Genomic DNA, 17,679 nt, shown 5'->3' with positions numbered 1-17,679 from the left:
TTAACGGCTAATAGTGAGAATTTAGAAATAAACGGCTGCGAGTGTCTGTTAATAAAGCGACATTAATAAAAGTCAATATTCGTAAAATCGAGCATTAATGATTGATATCAAACTCAGGCATATTATCGGCGTTAAATGGTAATGCTTCAAATGCCTGCTGACGATACTGTGCCATATGCTCACGATCTTTGGTACAAAAATCACCAATCGCAGGTACAAAGCGTGGATCATAGATACGGTGCAGCGAGTGTGTCGTCGTTGGAATAAAACCACGAACCAGCTTATGCTCCCCTTGCGTGCCGGGATCAAAATACCTCAAGCCTTGCTCGATGGCAAATTCAAGCCCTTGATAATAGCACAGCTCAAAGTGCAAGCTATCATACTCACCGAGCGCGCCCCAATAACGACCATATAAGGTAGCATTATTATCAACATCACCATCAGCCTTGTCGCTGTCGGCTTTATCGTATAAAAATAAGCTACTCGCGATAATTTCACCGTCGACATCCATGGCTTGCGCCAACATAATATGCTCAGGTAGGCTATCGGCTAACGCCATAAAAAAATCGAGCGTCAAATAAGGCTTTTGCCCGCGTATCGCATAAGTCATCACATAACAATGATAGAACGCTTGCCAGTCTTCATCCGTGATGTCATTACCACACTTACGCTGACAGCTAATGCCTTGCTCAGCGACCTTACGACGTTCAGCGCGGATGGTTTTGCGTTTTTTGGCTCTTAGTGTCGCCAAGAATCCGTCAAAATCAGCAAATGGCTGACTGTCTTGGCTGAGGTTTTGATTTTGCCATAAAAACTGACAGCCTTGACGCTCAAGTATCGGCATCTCAATAGGAGTGGACTCTACACCACTTTCTTGGGCAGCTATCGCAAGCTCTATATCGATTTCAGTGGGCATAGACGTGGTGGCAATAGATGCCAACTCAGGCGTGACAAACAGACCATGCCAGCTTGAGGCGCCCACTTGCTGAGCGAGATCATCAACACCAGCAATGGCTGTTTTGAGAATATCATCATTCAAATGCTCACCAGCTGCCAACCAAAGACGCTGACCTGTAATCGGTGTATAGGGCACGCTGGTGACCAGCCGAGGATAGTAATCGATGCCATAGCGTGCATAAGCCTCCGCCCATGAGTGATCAAACACAAACTCACCGCGATGATGACCCTTTATGAATACTGGCATGACTGCGACAGGTTGCAGGGCTGTGTCTGCCGCACTGTCTGTTACGCTATTGGCGCTATCAGCATAATCGGCAACACGATGTACCAGAATAAATATCGGTAGCCACCCTGCCTGCTCACCAATCGCTCCCGTGTCAGTCAGTATTTGCCAAAAAGCAAATGACATAAAAGGGGTATCTGGCGTTTGCCACTGTGCTTGGCTCTGCCAGCTGGTATCATTGAGTAGCGCATATTGTAAAGTCATAGTACCTACACTGTTTTTCGTAATGGTCTAGCCTACCAAATGTGAGTGCTTTTGCTGTCACAATTTGCAAAAATAACAATATTTCTTGAAATATTACGCAGCATGCCTAACTATCAAAATAGCATAAAAAAAGCCAGCCACACGAATGTAGATGACTTTACTAAACTAGGGCATGTCCTCAATCTGAACGAAAACGCCTAAATGGGTTAAAAATGGGGACACGCCCTAACTGCCCTAACCGTTCTATTTTTATAAATAATGTGGCAAACCTTTTGTCTGTTGATTGCCTTGATATTATGACTGTCGGTATCCGCTTTAATACTTCAAAAAAATGGGTTAAAAAAACGGTAATTGTACAGAAAAGATGATATCAAAGCCCATGACTGGTAGAATAAGGCTATTATTAGCTTAATATAATTTGTATACATGAGATATGAATAAAAATAGTACAATTGGTTCATTATGCGAGATTGACATCGCATAGGATCTATAGTGGGTTAATGATAACCAGCCTGCTATTTTCAGGCAGTTTTGCACAGAGAGTCTCAAAGAAACGACTCATGATACATTTGATTCAATCACGATTCACTATCGCATAGAGTCTCTATAGAAATACCCATTTGTTTAAGCGTTAATATTAACTACAGCCTAAAGGGATACACTACTATAATGTCAAAAATTATTTATACAAAAACTGATGAAGCCCCAGCGCTAGCAACCTTGTCCTTCTTACCTATTGTCAAAGCATTTACCCAGACTGCAGGAGTTGAAGTTGAAACCACTGATATCTCTGTTGCCGCGCGTGTGTTGGCTGAATTCCCAGAATATTTAAATGAAGATCAGCGCGTTCCTGATAATCTAGCTGAGCTTGGTCGACTGACGCAAGATCCTGATACCAACATTATTAAACTACCAAATATCAGTGCCTCTGTTCAGCAGCTAAAAGCCTGTATCAAAGAACTACAAAGCAAAGGCTACGGCATCCCTAACTTTCCAGAAGACCCAAAAACCGACGAAGAAAAAGAAATTCGTCAGCGCTATGGTAAGAGTCTAGGCAGTTCGGTTAACCCTGTATTGCGCGAAGGCAACTCAGATCGCCGTGCGCCGAAAGCCGTTAAGAACTTTGCGCGCAAGCATCCGCATTCTATGGGCGAGTGGAAGCAATGGTCAAGTACCCACGTATCGCACATGCACAGCGGTGACTTTTACGATGGCGAACAGTCGATGACTTTGGATAAAGCCCGTAACGTGCGTATGGAGCTGTTACTTGATGATGGCACGACGAAAGTATTGAAGCCAAAAATTGCTTTGCTTGATAGAGAAGTCATTGACCTAATGGTCATGAGCAAAAAATCGCTGCTAGAGTTTTATGAGCAAGAAATGGAAGATTGCCGCGAAGCTGGTATCTTGTTTTCATTGCACGTAAAAGCCACCATGATGAAGGTTTCGCACCCTATCGTGTTTGGGCATGCGGTTAGAATTTATTATAAAGATGCATTTGACAAGCATGGTGCTTTCTTTGACGAGCTAGGTATTAACGTCAACAACGGTATGGCTGATCTATACGACAAAATATCTGCCCTACCATCATCTAAACGTGAAGAGATCGAGCAAGACTTGCATGCCTGCCAAGAGCATCGCCCACGTCTAGCGATGGTTGATTCTTCAAAAGGTATCACTAACTTCCATTCACCAAGCGATATTATTGTCGATGCGTCAATGCCTGCCATGATTCGTAATGGTGGTAAAATGTGGGGCGCTGATGGCAAACTATATGATTGCAAAGCTGTCATGCCAGAGTCTACCTTCGCCCGTATTTATCAAGAAATGATCAATTTCTGTAAATGGCATGGTAACTTTGATCCAACTACCATGGGTACGGTTCCTAACGTAGGCCTCATGGCACAAAAAGCAGAAGAATATGGCTCACACGACAAAACCTTTGAGTCTAGTGCTACTGGTATTGCCCGTATTGTAGATATTGATACCGATGAAGTATTGCTTGAAAAAGATGTGGAAAAAGGCGATATCTGGCGCATGTGTCAAGTTAAAGACGACCCTATCCAAGATTGGGTGAAGCTTGCCGTCCGCCGTGCACGTGATTCAGATACGCCTGTCATCTTTTGGTTAGACCCGTACCGTCCACATGAGAACGAGCTAATCAAAAAAGTTAACATGTATTTGAAAGATCATGATACTGACGGCCTGCACATTGAAATCATGTCACAAGTTCGCGCCATGCGTTATACCTTGGAGCGTGTCGCTCGCGGTCTAGATACTATCTCTGCCACGGGTAACATCTTACGCGATTACCTAACAGACTTGTTCCCTATCCTAGAGCTAGGAACGAGCGCTAAGATGCTATCAGTCGTGCCACTAATGAAAGGTGGCGGTTTGTTTGAAACTGGTGCTGGTGGTTCTGCACCCAAGCACGTTGAGCAGCTGGTAGAAGAAAACCATCTACGTTGGGATTCATTGGGTGAGTTTTTAGCTTTGACTGAGTCGTTGGAGCATTTGGCCAAAAACGATGACAATGCTAAAGCGCAAATCTTAGCAGATACGCTTGATAGAGCCACTGAAACATTGCTGCTAAATGACAAGTCACCGTCACGTAAGACGGGTGAGTTAGATAACCGTGGTAGTCACTTCTATCTGGCGATGTACTGGGCTGAAGAGCTTGCTGAGCAAGACCAAGATGCAGACCTTAAAGCGCAATTTGCCCCATTTGCGCAAAAGCTTAAGAGCAATACAGACGCCATTATTAAACAGTTCAATGAAGCTCAAGGCAAAGCGGTAGATATCAAAGGCTACTACTTCGCGGATGAAGCGTTGGCTGAAAAAGTCATGCGTCCAAGCACCTTATTCAATGAAGCGTTAGCATCGTTGTAATAGATTTAACTGGCTGGTCTTAAGTAACGTTACTTTTTCATGCTTTTGCCGCTAGCGTCAGTTAAAAACAATAAAACACCCTACCGCTCTATAGAGTTGTGGGGTGTTTTTTATTATCCGCAGATAAAAAGGTAATAGTGCTTATATAGTCAGTGAAAAGTAATATCGATACATCACGCACTGCTGATATCAATTTTTCTTGCTTGCTGTGCCTACAGCAGACAGAGGCTACAAAAAATTAATATCAGCAATATCGTAGCGATTCTAAAATTCCTTGACCATAGTTATAACATCAGCATAGAAAAACTTACCATAAAAAAGCCACCTACATGATTGTAGATGGCTTTTTTAATAGCTTATTTTAAATTGCTTTTAGCTCATGATAAAGCGATGACTATCTATGCATCCATATGCTTAATGATGGCTTTACCAAATTCAGAAGTACTGAGCAAGATAGCATCAGGCATCAAACGCTCAAAGTCATAAGTGACCGTTTTATTAGCGATAGCGCCTTGGATACCATTAATAATAAGATCGGCTGCTTCGACCCAGCCCATATCACGTAGCATCATCTCAGCCGATAAAATCAACGAGCCGGGGTTTACTTTGTTCTGACCAGCATATTTAGGGGCAGTACCATGAGTCGCCTCATAGACAGCGATTGCGCCGCCTTTGTTAGCACCCGGTGCGATACCGATACCACCCACTTCAGCCGCTAGGGCATCAGAGATGTAATCACCATTTAGGTTAAGCGTGGCGACGACGGAATAATCGGCAGGACGCATCAGGATTTGCTGCAAGAACGCATCAGCGATCACGTCTTTGATGATAATGTCATTACCCGTTTTTGGATTTTTCATCGTCATCCAAGGGCCGCCATCTAACAACTCTGCATCGAAACGCTCTGCGGCTAATTCATAGCCCCAGTCTTTGAATGCGCCTTCGGTGAACTTCATGATGTTGCCTTTGTGCACTAAAGTCACACTCGGCAAATCGTTATCGATAGCATGCTGGATGGCTTTACGTACTAGACGCTGCGAGCCTTCTTTAGATACGGGTTTGATGCCAATGCCGCAATCTTCAGGGAAGCGAATGCTGGTCACACCCATCTCATCTCTTAAGAAATTGATAACTTTTTTGGCATCATCGCTGCCCGCTTTCCACTCGATACCCGTGTAAATATCTTCTGTATTTTCACGAAAGATAACCATATCCGTCAGCTCAGGATGCTGCACGGGGCTTGGCACGCCTTCAAACCAGCGAACTGGACGCTGACAAACATACAGATCAAGGTTTTGGCGTACAGCCACATTTAACGAACTAAAGCCGCCGCCTACTGGCGTGGTCAATGGCCCTTTGATACTGATCACGTAATCTTTTAAAATCTCTAGCGTTTCGCTTGGTAAGTAATCACCATCGTAAATTTTCGCTGCTTTTTCACCTAAATACGCTTCCATCCAAATGATGGATTTTTTGCCGTGGTAAGCTTTATCAACTGCGGCATCAACCACCTTAATCATAACTGGAGTGATATCCACCCCAATCCCATCGCCTTCAACGAAGGGAATAATTGGATGATTGGGGACATTCAACGATAAATCAGCGTTGACGGTTACTTTTTCGCCGTCTCTTGGTACGATAACTTTATCATAGGACATGAATAAAACTCCTTGGTTGTATGTTGGACATCGCAAGTATACTGAGCACTCTGTTATGCTTTCGCCATTCTATTATAGGTATGCGTGAATTAACGCCTGTTAGCTGAGCAAGCATAAGTGGCGCACTTACGATCTTATGTTTAATAGCCTTGTATCTAACCGTTTGACAAAACCGCTTTACACTCAAGGCTTCGAAATAAAAATTGGCAAAATAATACAATTAATAAGAAGAGAAAAACCCCTCTCACAAAAGCACCTGAAAATATAATGCTATGGACATAAAAAAGAGAAACGACAAAAAAGCTGAGATAAAATTAATAAATATCAATGCTCTGTAAGCTTGAGTACGCAATAAATGTCACGTTTTATCCTAGCCATTGTACTAAGCTAAAGGTCTGAGCAATGATTTTTCTTGTGCATAGCTCATGTACAGATATCAATGTTATAAATACCACTATAATAACATGGTTTTATATTGAATATAAATTTTCATATCTATAGCCTACTTATGACAAGTTAATACATTATTTTTTATGTGTTTCGTTTTCATTAAAATGCCGTTAATTAAGTCATCAACCGTCTTATAATTGATCTGCAATCAGGGCGTGTTGAACACCTTTTATTTTGACTACTACTTTTCATCTTTCGCAATGATTCATCAATACTTTTATTTAGGAAATGCTACTTTATGTCGACCACCAGTCTCGTTCTGTTTAATAAGCCTTACGGTGTGCAAAGTCAGTTCCGTGATGACAGCAACAACGACCACACCACCCTATCAGAGTATTTTACTGACAAGTCTTTGCGCGTGGCTGGTAGGCTGGATGCGACGTCTGAAGGCTTGCTGATTCTGACGAATGATGGCAGGGTTAACAAAGCCATTACCCATCCACCAAAGGCCAATGCTGGACGTAAGCAAGGTAAGACTTACTTAGTGCAAGTTGAAAGCATGCCTACTACTGAGCAACTTGATAAGCTTCGACAGGGCGTCATTCTCAAAGATGGCAAAACCCTACCTGCCGACATCAAACAGCTTAGTGAAGAGGATTTGCCTATGCCACTCTGGCAACGTGAGCCACCTATCCGTGAGCGTAAAAGCATACCGACATCATGGTTGATGCTGACGATTTATGAAGGAAAGAATCGCCAAGTCAGACGCATGACGGCTCACGTTGGATTGCCTTGCCTGCGTCTTATTCGTTGGTCAGTCGCAGGCTTCGAATTGGGGGAACTAGCGGTTGGTGAGTTTGTACGTATTCATTTAGATAGTGCGAAACTGAGGGAATTGGGTGTCAGTAATTAACTTGCTCTGTCATCAGGCGTATTGACTGATGATAATTTTCATAAGACCATAGACACATCGAACAACGTCTAGGGTCTGTTGAACATTCAAATGTGGTACTGGCAGTTGCTACAAAAAAATTATACCAGTCACGCTGTATCTCTTTTATATTGACCTGACTATGCCTGTTTTATGTAGATTAGTGGTTTTATATAGATTAGTAATAAAATCTAGCAAATATATTACGACCTGTTAAACATAGCGTCTCGAACTGGTAAGGTTTATCTGTTAAGATTCAGCACTTTACTGCCTTACTGTCATATTAGTGCCGTATTTCGCGTTTATTTATTGTTTAGCTTGTCTCTATAAGGATATGTCATGATTGCTTCTCGTCGTTTTGCCTTGTTCGCCACCAGCATTTCTGCTGCGTTTATTCTGAGCGCCTGTCAGCCAGCAACAGAGAGTAGTGAGGTGATGCCCGCAGAAGAAGTCGCGGCACCAGCAACTGAGATGACGGCTGATCAAGAGAATATGGATGGTCATAATATGGCAGGTGGCGATGCAATGGCAGATGAGCAGCAAATGACAGACATTCTCAAAGACTACACTAAGTCGATGACAGGAATGCATGATGAGATGATGATCGGTATGGCATATAACGATCCCGATACCGCCTTTGCGAAAGGCATGCTGGGGCATCATCGCGGCGCCATCGACATGGCAAAAATCGAGCTGAAGTATGGTACTGACGCAGCCATGCGAGAACTTGCGCAAAAAATTATGGTAGCGCAGCAAGCTGAGATAGACATTCTGAACAAATGGCTTGCCGGCCATCCTGATGCTGCCAAACCTAAACCTAATACTCAAGCCATGCAGCAAGCCTATGCCAAGAGCATGGACGGGATGCATGGTGACATGATGCTCGCTATTACCGATCCTCTACCTGATATGGCTTTTGCACGCGGTATGTTGCCACATCATATTGGCGCTGTAGACATGGCAAAGATACAGCTCAAATATGGTACAGATGAAGAGATGCGCAAGTTGGCTCAAGATATCATCGACGCCCAGCAGCCTGAGATTCAAGTGATGCAAAATTGGATTGCCGCTAACAAAATCGACAAGCTCAACAATGACACTATTAGTAATGACGCAACTGTCGAAAACGAAGTAGATGCTAAAGAACCTGCTGAGTAGTAGCCCACTACCTAGATACGGTCAATCAATATCAATAAATGTAAAACCCATAACATCAAACCCCTGCTAATCATAAATGGTTAGCAGGGGTTTTTATCGAGTTGATACAGCTATACTTTTGATATATTTATACTTGCTGACGCTCCATGACATTAAGCCATGTCTGCCAGCCCACCGGTAGTGGTAAACGGTCACCATTATCATCGAGCACTGGATCTGTCTTTGCCAAGTGTAAACTTACTTTATGCGGAAAGGTTTTCTCAGTCATGCCTTGCTGCTGTCCACTACTAAGCGCTGCTTTAGGTAATACGCTGACGCACATCAACTCATCACGACGAAACAGGTAACATTCCACATCATGCTCTGCCGTACTAAGCGACGCTAACTGCTTAGTGTCTGCTTTAATACCATCAATAGCGACAATAACATCATGCGCCGAAATACCAGCTTTGGCAGCCACACTGTCACGTGTCACGCGATTTACCTTGAGTCCAGCTGGTGTCTCATGACAGCGCATGCCCCAAGGCACATACTTGTCAGCAGTTTCCTTGGTATTAGTACGCATTTTTATACCATTTGCAGTCAATAGTGCTTCAATCGGTAATTCATCAACGCCATTGACATAGCGGCGCTCAAACTCTTGCCAATCGGCAAGCGACATAAAGTGCCCAACAACCTTACCCATATCGGCACTGCTGATACCAATCCGTCGGTTGTCATTCTGCGTTGCTTGGCTATAAAAAGCTTTTACTACATCAAATAAACGATAACGACCGTTGCTCTTTTCGAGCAAGGTTAAGTCCAAACAAAGCGCCACCAATGCGCCTTTATTGTAGTAACTGATCCCAGCATTACCTGTGTTTTCATCACTGCGATATAACTTAATCCACGCATCAAAACTCGACTCAGCGATACTTTGATAGGCGCGTCCAGGCGTTTGATAATAGCGATTGACTTGCTCAGCCAGTAGCTTGAGATAGCTTGGCTTATCGATCACGCCTGATGCTTGCAACATAAAGTCATCGATATAAGACGTAAAACCTTCAAATACCCAAAGCAGTGGTGTAAAGGCTTCACGGCGCAAATCTACATCCAACATAACATCTGGGCGTACGGTTTTTACCCACCACGCGTGAAAGTACTCGTGGCTACATAAGCCTAAAAAACGCTGATAATCGCTGCTAGGTATTTTGGGTTCGTCAATATTCGGCAAGTCGCGACGCGGCGTAATCAGACTGGTCGAATTGATGTGTTCAAGACCACCATAATCTTGTCCACTGGCAAAAGTCATAAACGTATAGTCGTTGAATGGTGCATCACCCAGCCAATCTAGATACGTCTGACAAATTTGGGTGACATCTTGCTGTAGCCTGCCCATATTGGCATTATGCTTACCCGACAGATAAAAACGGTGAGGTAAGGTCTGATGCGCGTGGTCTTGGACGATAAAATCAAATGTATCCTGCTCAGCGATTTCAAAAGGATAATCAATCAGCTCGTGATAGCTGTTTGCTTGTAGCTCGTAACTGTATTGACCATCCTCTTTCTGCTCATCCGTTTGCTGTCCATCAAGGCGCAGGTGCGTAGCGTCTAAACCACAGGCTAAAAGCACATGGCTTTCTTGTTTATCCGCCAAAAATGCGGCTGGCACTATCAAGCTGACTTGTACAGGCGTCTGCTCCTGCCCATCGACTGCTAATGCTAAAGAGGTAAAATTTCCGTATAGACGCTGCTGATCGACATAAGCGGTGCGTACGGATAAATCATAACAGTAGACTTCATAATGAACATTTACTGTCTGAGCTGCCTTGACTTGTGGCAACTGCCAAGTGTGTTTGTCTGTCTTTATCGCGCGGTGCATCTCAGCGCTTTTATTATCGTCGTCCATAACTTGATAATGTACCGCAGTAATGTTTCGGGCAAACTCGCGCATCAAATAGCTACCTGGTATCCATGCTGGCAACCAAAGATTTGGAGCATCTACGTTTGTAGTAAAGGTGAGCGACACATCAACCAAATGCTCAAAAAAACGCTCAAAATCGAATCGATAGCTAATATCAGGCACAGGTCGAGCAGACTTACTGATTGAGGCAATTTCTGTTGACTCATTATTAGCAGTGTTGGCGTCAGAAGTAGGCACGTTAGCGTTATTGGTCAATGAATTCATCGTCTTTCTCATCCTCATTTTTATCGTTATGGTAGAAGTCCTTAGCCAAAAATGCAACTGGCAGACCCTTTACAAGCAACCCGCTGTACGGTAAAGCATAGAAAATAGCGCTTATTTTCATAAATTATGACATTAATTGGCATTTTTTATGGTTTTTCCCTTGAAAGTTATGTGGGCCATCGCAATTAAAGATGCTAACTGCTAAAGTTACTTTAATAAACTGATGATAACTGACTAATGACGTGGCTATCTGGCTTGCCGATTGGCTTTTTTAGGTTTATTGCAACCGTATTTAATTTTTTACACAGATATATTTAGGATAATTTATGACTACTATCGCAAAAGACACTGCCGTCAAATTCAATTACACGCTAAAAGACGACGAAGGCAACGTGCTCGACCAATCACCAGAAGGTCAGCCACTTGCTTATCTACATGGTCACAGCAACATCATCCCAGGCCTAGAACAACAACTAGAAGGCAAATCTGCTGGCGAAAAAGTTAACGCTGTCGTTGAGCCTGCTGATGGTTATGGCGAATATCAAGAACAAGCCGTACAGCATGTACCACGCGATAACTTCCAAGGCGTTGATGACATCCAGCCTGGCATGCAGTTTCAGTCAGAAGCCGGTGGCCAAGTAATGTTGGTTACGGTTACTGAAGTGAATGATGACGAAGTAGTTGTTGATGCTAATCATCCATTAGCTGGTAAGCGTTTGACTTTTGATGTTGAAATCCAAGAAGTACGTGCAGCGACTGAAGACGAACTAAGCCACGGCCATGTACATGGCGCAGGTGGCGTTGAACACTAATCTCTATTAGAGCATTAGTAAAACGCTTAAACGACAAGTAAGTAAGATGAAGCTTGTCGTTTATTCTAAAAGGTCAGTAGATACGTCTACTGACCTTTTTTTGTGTTTTATGGCTTATGGATTTTTATGGCTTATTTATAGAAAAACACGTTCTTCCAAACGTAACAAAGCCGCGTAACGACGAGCGCTATGCGGCTTTTATTACCAACCATCCATGTTAACGCTATATGATACTTAATCCCGGAGTATCTTATAACTAGCAGGCATCCAGCCTTATTGTCCTTAATCAGCAAACCATCTATCCCTGACGCGATTTTAAGATACCAATCCCTAGTATCAATGAACCGTTTCGTTCAATCGTGCCGTACAGTTATAATCGCAGATTGATGATAAGTTAGTAAGAGGTCTAAGCGTCAATCCGTGTAAGCCTATGCTTACACGGATTTTTATTTAACTGCTTTTCTAGCTCACAGTGATACGCTTGCTAGAGACTGTCTTCAGGGCTGATCATTTTTTTTGAGTCAGCGCTGAGCATAATATAAGCCGCTTCATTGATGAAAGTTTCATCTTCAGGTAGCTCTGGGCGTTCATTGGCTTTCATTTGACTACGCTCTTCAAACTTCGCATCCATCGCGGCTTGATAGGTATTCCAATTGGCATACGGACGCTCACCTGTGGCGATGAGACGTTTATTCTCCGCCTCTAATGAACGCTTTTCGATCAGCTGCATCTTGGCGCGTCGGCTATTGATATCGAGCTTGACAGGTTTTTTCTCATCATCCATATTGCGAATATCGTTCAACGTTGATAAGTAAGTAAACTGTGGGTCTTTTTGCTGACGGATTGTAGACTGCTGATTCAGCGTCGCTAACGTATCGTTGGTAAATTTGCCTTCAGGCTTATAAGGTGCGGTTTTGATGGTATCCCAAGGCAGTGCTTTTTTCTGCGCGCGCTCACCAAAGGTCGCATCATCATAGATATTGACCAATTCGACATCGGGAACAACGCCTTTATTTTGCGTACTACCGCCGGTGATGCGATAGAACTTGCGCTGAGTTAAAGTCGCAGAACCTAGCGCTAAATTGTCCAGTTGAATCTGAGCAGAGCCTTTACCCGTAGTGGTACTACCGACTACCAAGCCACGGCCATAATCTTGGATAGCAGCAGCAAAAATTTCACTAGCAGAGGCAGATGCTAGGTTAGTAATAACGACCACCTTGCCATCATAGAGTTGTTCGCCACCATCATCATCACGGTACACCTGAATATTGCCGCGATTGTCACGAATTTGCACCAGTGGTCCACTCTTGATAAAGAAGCCGAGCATTTTGGCCACTTCGTCTAATGACCCACCAGGGTTATTACGCAGATCGACCACGAGACCATCGATATTTTCTTTATTTAATTCTTTGAGCGCTTTTTCGGTATCGATACTGACGCTACGATAATCTTCCCCGTTACGGCGCGCTCGATAGTTCAAATAAAAGCTTGGTATCTCAAGGACACCAATACGTTTTGGCGTTTTATCGATATTAGGGCGCTGTACTTCTACAACGCGCTGGGTCACGCCTGACTCTTCTTGTTGAATGATATCCCGAACCACAGTGACGGTACGAGCGCTGGCTTCTGGGGCACTAGCCTGACGTAACTTGAGCGTGACCGAAGTACCGCGCTTACCACGAATAAGACTGACAATCTCACGTGTCGACCAACCAACCACGTCGATCATGTTTTTGCCGTCTTTGGCGATCCCGACAATCAAATCATTGGGTTTAATCTGACCAGATTTGGCTGCTGGGCCACCATCCACCAGAGTCACAATACGCGTGTAGTCTGGGTTTTTACGATCAGGACGGATAGAGACGCCAATACCTTCTAACTGTAGACTCGATTGGATTTGTAATTCGTTTGCTTGAACCGGTGCATAATAGTTACTATGCGGATCATAGGTCAGCATGGCAGTGTTCAAGATTGTCTCCATGATTTCATCATCTTTGAGACGCTTGAACTGCTCTTGTTGACGTGACAAACGATTGAGTAAAATCTCACTGGGCGTACGCTCGTCATTACGTACTAAATCCTGTCCACGAGTGATGTCTGGATTGTTCAAGAATACTTGCTCTTTGGCTTTTTCGTCTTCTTGACCTAACGTGATACTCATCAACTGAAACTTCAACTGACGCGCCCAGTAATCACGCTGCTCTTTTTTGGTCTTGAAGTGACCGAGCTTTTCACGGTCAAGTACGATAGTCTCATTGCTGGTCAAATCCAGATCTGTCTTTAGCATTTTGCTTGCCATGGCAAAATATTCGTTTGAGCGTTTACGATAGCGCTCAAATACCTCTATACCTGCAGACAGATCACCACGCTTGAGACGATCACCGAATTCGGCGGCATACTTTTTCTTTAGCTCATCGACATCAGACTGCAAAAACAAGGTATGGTTTGGATCAAGGCTATCAATATACATAGATAGAATCTCGCTGCCTGTTTTGCTATCAAGCGGCTGATTGAGATAATGGCTGCGATCCAGCAAGGCGGCTACTTGACGAGTAGTGACTTTCTGTTCAGGTGTTTGGACGAAACCTTCGGTGTTAGTATCTGCCACTGCAGTGCCGTAGCTTTGGGTGAGAATAAGACCGGCGATGCCCACTGACGCTGCACTGAGTAACCACTGTGCTGGTTGTTTTTTCATCATATATACCTAGTTATTTTAAGTTGAAAGTATTATCAATTGTCATCGAAAGTATTTGCTTGGTGAGTCCCTATCCATCAAATTTATACCAAACCCAAAAAGTACGATTAGCGGTGTCAAACTCGTTTAGTCTACAATGCGTAGCACTTATACTCGTTTTCCTTGCTACTCTAATTTTTGTGAATGGTATTAGTTATTTTTTTACGGCGCAGCCTTTTCACTACTTGGCTTTTTAACGGTATTAATTATTGGAAAAATACGACTCGCGTCTTGCGAAAAATCACTCAATACTAGCATGACCATAAATGCGTCATTGTCTCAATCTGTATAAGCAATATTACACTTTACCGCGGTACATACCAAACTTTCTATCACATTTATTGCTCGTGGCTACTGATCGCTATTTAACAGTTAATAGCCATTATTTTTGACCGATTTGACCAGCAGATTATACTCAATTCATAATAGCTGTCATAATATAACACTGAACAGTCGGTTGCATTTGAATCTGATATAAATGCAACCACTGATATAACATAATAAGGATTACGCGATGTACGGCGTCTTAATGATTGATATCGATAGTACCGCACTGACTGCTGAAGATGTGAGTTTAATCAAGCAAGCTCAAGTTGGCGGGGTCATCTTGTTTGGGCGAAATGTCAAAGATGCCGCACAAGTACGCGCACTATGTGACGATATACGCTATCACAATGCTGATATCTTGATCGGTGTTGATCAAGAGGGTGGACGCGTCGCAAGGTTACGTGACGGGTTTAGCCCACTGCCTGCTATGGGGCGACTGGGTGACTTATTTAATCAAGATCCCAGCCATGCGCTTAGCTGTGCCTACGATTGCGGCTATCTAATGGCAGCAGAAGTGCTGGCCGTGGGCATTGATCTGAGCTTTGCCCCTGTACTCGACAGAGGTGGTATCAGCCAAGTCATTGGTGATCGTAGCTTCCATAAAGACCCGCAAGCCATTACCGCTTTGGCATCCCAGTTTATGCACGGCATGAAAGCGGCTGGTATGGCAACCACTGGGAAGCATTTTCCCGGTCACGGCGCCATCGCTCCTGATTCCCATGTATCAGAAGCCATCGATAGCCGTAGTTTAGATGAGATTATGAACAGCGATATGCAGCCGTTTGCCCAAACGCTGCCATGGCTTGATGCGCTGATGCCAGCGCACGTGATTTTTTCACAAGTGGATAGTAAGCCAGCGGGATTCTCTAAAATTTGGCTCAAAGACATCATCCGTGATGCGCTTAAATTTGATGGGGTTTTATTCTCTGACGATTTATCTATGGCAGGCGCGCAAGCAGCTGGGGATATTAGCGCGCGCGTCAAAGCAGCAATTGAAGCTGGTTGCGACATTGCCTTGGTATGTAATGATAGAATTGCAGCCCATGAAGCAGCTAAAGCAGCGCAAAACCTACCCTATCCCAATCAAAAACGCATCAAAACCATGTGTGGCACTATCCCCGTTTGGCAAGGTGACCTTGACGCTACTTGTCAGCAGTTTGACTACTGGCAGCAAGCAAAGAAAAACGTGACTCAGACCTTTTTTAACACGTCAACAGAGAGTACATCTGAGGCTAATAGTGAGCTAAAAGATCCTACTGTCTATAAATAACAGTCGCTCATTTTTTGGCAAATAAAAAACCGCACCTTTTCAGATGCGGTTTTTTATATTAATCATTTTCTTACTATCAATAATTTTTTAAAGATTACCCACTAAAGACTACTGAGTATTCACTTGTGGATCTACTGCTGTACCACGACTTGCATCATCACTATCTGGCAATAGGTCATCATTGTTGCTGTCTAATGGATTTAAGTCAGGATCGAGCGCATCGCTGCTCATAATCATACCATCATTTGCACTGGTGGTCTCATCATTGACCACGAACTCAATACGGCGGTTGCGAAAGCGACCTTGTTCCGTCGAGTTATCAGCGATAGGATCTGTTTCACCCATACCTTTAGTGCTTAGTTTACTTGCATCAATACCTTGAGATACTAAGTATTCTTTTACAGATTCGGCACGATCGCGAGACAGTTTCATGTTGTAAGCGTCATCTGCTTGGCTATCAGTATGACCGATAATCATCAAATTCATATTCGGTACTTCATTGATTATCTTAGAGGCACGGTCAAGGAATGATTTGTTGGCATCAGGAATAGACGCTGCATCTACTTCGAAGTTAATAACCTGCAAGCTCAAGGCACGCGCTACATCACGTGGATCAGGGTTTTCACCAAGGTTGCTCATCGCGGTGTCGGCAGCAGTTAAGCTGTTGTCAATCTCACTTTGTGCGTCTAATGCACCTTCGGCTTTTACTGTCATCGCAGGCGCTGCTGCTTGCAAATCAGCGACCAGCTTGTCTAAAGTTGCCGCATCAGGTGCATTGACCGTGATGGTATCACCTTTTATGAGCATACTGGCATTCGGTACGTTTTTGACGATAGGCAAGATAGCAGCCAGCTGGGCGGCGGCAGGCATATCTATCGCAAAATTATCATCGACATCGGCACGGCAGTTATTGGCTTCATCACCAAATGCACTGGTCAAAGCATTCATGACATTGGTCTGTAGCGTCTCGTTACCAACGTTCATACGGCAAGCATATAATTCACCGTTCTCACCTGTGGCGATACGCAATGACGCAGGCTCAACATCAGCGGCAACAGCTGTTGCATTACTTTCGGCGGCTTGCTCTTGGGTGATAGCAGGCGTAGCAACGGGCTCAGGATTTTCTTGACAGCCTCTAAGCAATGCCCAAGCCAAAGCGCCTAAAATAATCAGACCAATGATGGGCAGCAGCGCTTTCATAAAACTGCCTTCTGTTTCTTCTTCGCGCTGAAGGGGTGCGGTGCTGACCGTATCAGAAATTCGTGCGCCTGCAGGCGCAGCGGCAATCATACCTGCTGGCAAAACTGCACTCGCCCAAGCAGGAATATGATTTTGGTAGCTAGCCGAGTTATCGTTTAAAAACTGCGGCACAGGTGTCGTCCCTGCCAAGCTCTTTATTTCATGGTACGCAAGTGGTGCTGCCATCGCGATTAAACCGCGAGAAGCAGTAACATCGACATTGTGTTTGCCAGCAAGCTCACGAGCTATTTGGTCACGGTGTGTGCTATCCGTCCATACGCGCTCATGAAATCCCTGATCATCACGAGCGATATTCTCGCTAGAAAAGCGATCATGAGTATCTTTGTCTGCCAAGCGAGCGGCAAAAATAGCATAAAATTGCTCAAGCAAGTTTTTCTTAGCTGGGCTACGGTCATCTCCCAATACTGCGGGGCTTACCGTTCGCGTCAAATGGCTGATAACATCCATAATATAACTCTCCTATTAATACTTATTAGTATCAATCTATATAATTAAAATACTCAAAAATTTTGCTAAGAGATAAGAGCCGTAACCGTTAAAACCATCTTGGCAATATTCAATTTTCATTATTATAAAAGTATTAAGTAAGTGTTAACAATCAACACGTTGTTGTGCAAATGATACGTTAGGTAATGT

Annotated in this window: 10 protein-coding genes; 5 read left to right on the top strand and 5 right to left on the bottom strand. The window is 43.8% G+C overall.

The features are described from left to right. Positions 1 to 94: 94 nt before the first annotated feature. A complete protein-coding gene (locus tag IOD06_RS10160; RefSeq protein WP_189582885.1) occupies positions 95 to 1,447 on the bottom strand; it encodes a GNAT family N-acetyltransferase in 1,353 nt (450 codons plus the stop codon). Between the two features lie 669 nt (positions 1,448 to 2,116). Here IOD06_RS10160 and IOD06_RS10155 point away from each other — a divergent pair. Next, entirely contained in the window at positions 2,117 to 4,336 is a 2,220-nt protein-coding gene (locus IOD06_RS10155; protein ID WP_194620784.1) for an NADP-dependent isocitrate dehydrogenase, read from the top strand. A gap of 398 nt (positions 4,337 to 4,734) precedes the next feature. Here IOD06_RS10155 and icd read toward each other — a convergent pair whose 3' ends face one another. Continuing rightward, positions 4,735 to 5,994 carry an NADP-dependent isocitrate dehydrogenase gene (gene icd, locus IOD06_RS10150; RefSeq protein ID WP_194620783.1) on the bottom strand — a complete coding sequence of 420 codons (1,260 nt, stop codon included), beginning with the start codon at positions 5,992 to 5,994 and terminating at the stop codon, positions 4,735 to 4,737. Positions 5,995 to 6,682: 688 nt separating this feature from the next. Between icd and IOD06_RS10145 the strand changes: the two genes are divergently transcribed. Next, positions 6,683 to 7,297 carry a pseudouridine synthase gene (locus IOD06_RS10145; RefSeq protein ID WP_194620782.1) on the top strand — a complete coding sequence of 205 codons (615 nt, stop codon included), beginning with the start codon at positions 6,683 to 6,685 and terminating at the stop codon, positions 7,295 to 7,297. A gap of 357 nt (positions 7,298 to 7,654) precedes the next feature. After that, the gene (locus IOD06_RS10140; protein ID WP_194620781.1) at positions 7,655 to 8,473 is read left to right on the top strand and encodes a DUF305 domain-containing protein; all 819 of its coding nucleotides are present in this window, start codon (positions 7,655 to 7,657) and stop codon (positions 8,471 to 8,473) included. Positions 8,474 to 8,600: 127 nt separating this feature from the next. Here IOD06_RS10140 and IOD06_RS10135 read toward each other — a convergent pair whose 3' ends face one another. Further along, positions 8,601 to 10,640: a M61 family metallopeptidase gene (locus IOD06_RS10135; RefSeq protein WP_227669987.1), complete on the bottom strand. Its 2,040-nt coding sequence runs from the start codon at positions 10,638 to 10,640 to the stop codon at positions 8,601 to 8,603. 326 nt (positions 10,641 to 10,966) lie between these two features. Here IOD06_RS10135 and IOD06_RS10130 point away from each other — a divergent pair, with 326 nt between their 5' ends. Beyond that, the gene (locus tag IOD06_RS10130) at positions 10,967 to 11,452 is read left to right on the top strand and encodes a peptidylprolyl isomerase (RefSeq protein WP_010201899.1); all 486 of its coding nucleotides are present in this window, start codon (positions 10,967 to 10,969) and stop codon (positions 11,450 to 11,452) included. A 484-nt stretch (positions 11,453 to 11,936) separates the two neighbouring features. Here IOD06_RS10130 and IOD06_RS10125 read toward each other — a convergent pair whose 3' ends face one another. Next, positions 11,937 to 14,147 carry a carboxy terminal-processing peptidase gene (locus IOD06_RS10125; protein ID WP_189582900.1) on the bottom strand — a complete coding sequence of 737 codons (2,211 nt, stop codon included), beginning with the start codon at positions 14,145 to 14,147 and terminating at the stop codon, positions 11,937 to 11,939. A 553-nt stretch (positions 14,148 to 14,700) separates the two neighbouring features. Here IOD06_RS10125 and nagZ point away from each other — a divergent pair. Then, positions 14,701 to 15,783 (top strand): beta-N-acetylhexosaminidase, encoded by a 1,083-nt coding sequence (gene nagZ, locus IOD06_RS10120; RefSeq protein WP_194620780.1) that lies wholly within the window; start codon positions 14,701 to 14,703, stop codon positions 15,781 to 15,783. A 108-nt stretch (positions 15,784 to 15,891) separates the two neighbouring features. Here nagZ and IOD06_RS10115 read toward each other — a convergent pair whose 3' ends face one another. Continuing rightward, a complete protein-coding gene (locus IOD06_RS10115; RefSeq protein WP_194620779.1) occupies positions 15,892 to 17,490 on the bottom strand; it encodes an OmpA family protein in 1,599 nt (532 codons plus the stop codon). Positions 17,491 to 17,679: the final 189 nt, after the last annotated feature.

This window comes from Psychrobacter sp. N25K4-3-2 (assembly GCF_015351755.1).
Classification (GTDB): Bacteria; Pseudomonadota; Gammaproteobacteria; order Pseudomonadales; family Moraxellaceae; genus Psychrobacter; species Psychrobacter glaciei.
Note: the sequence above shows the minus strand (reverse complement) of the source record. Positions and strands in the feature narration are given on the sequence as shown.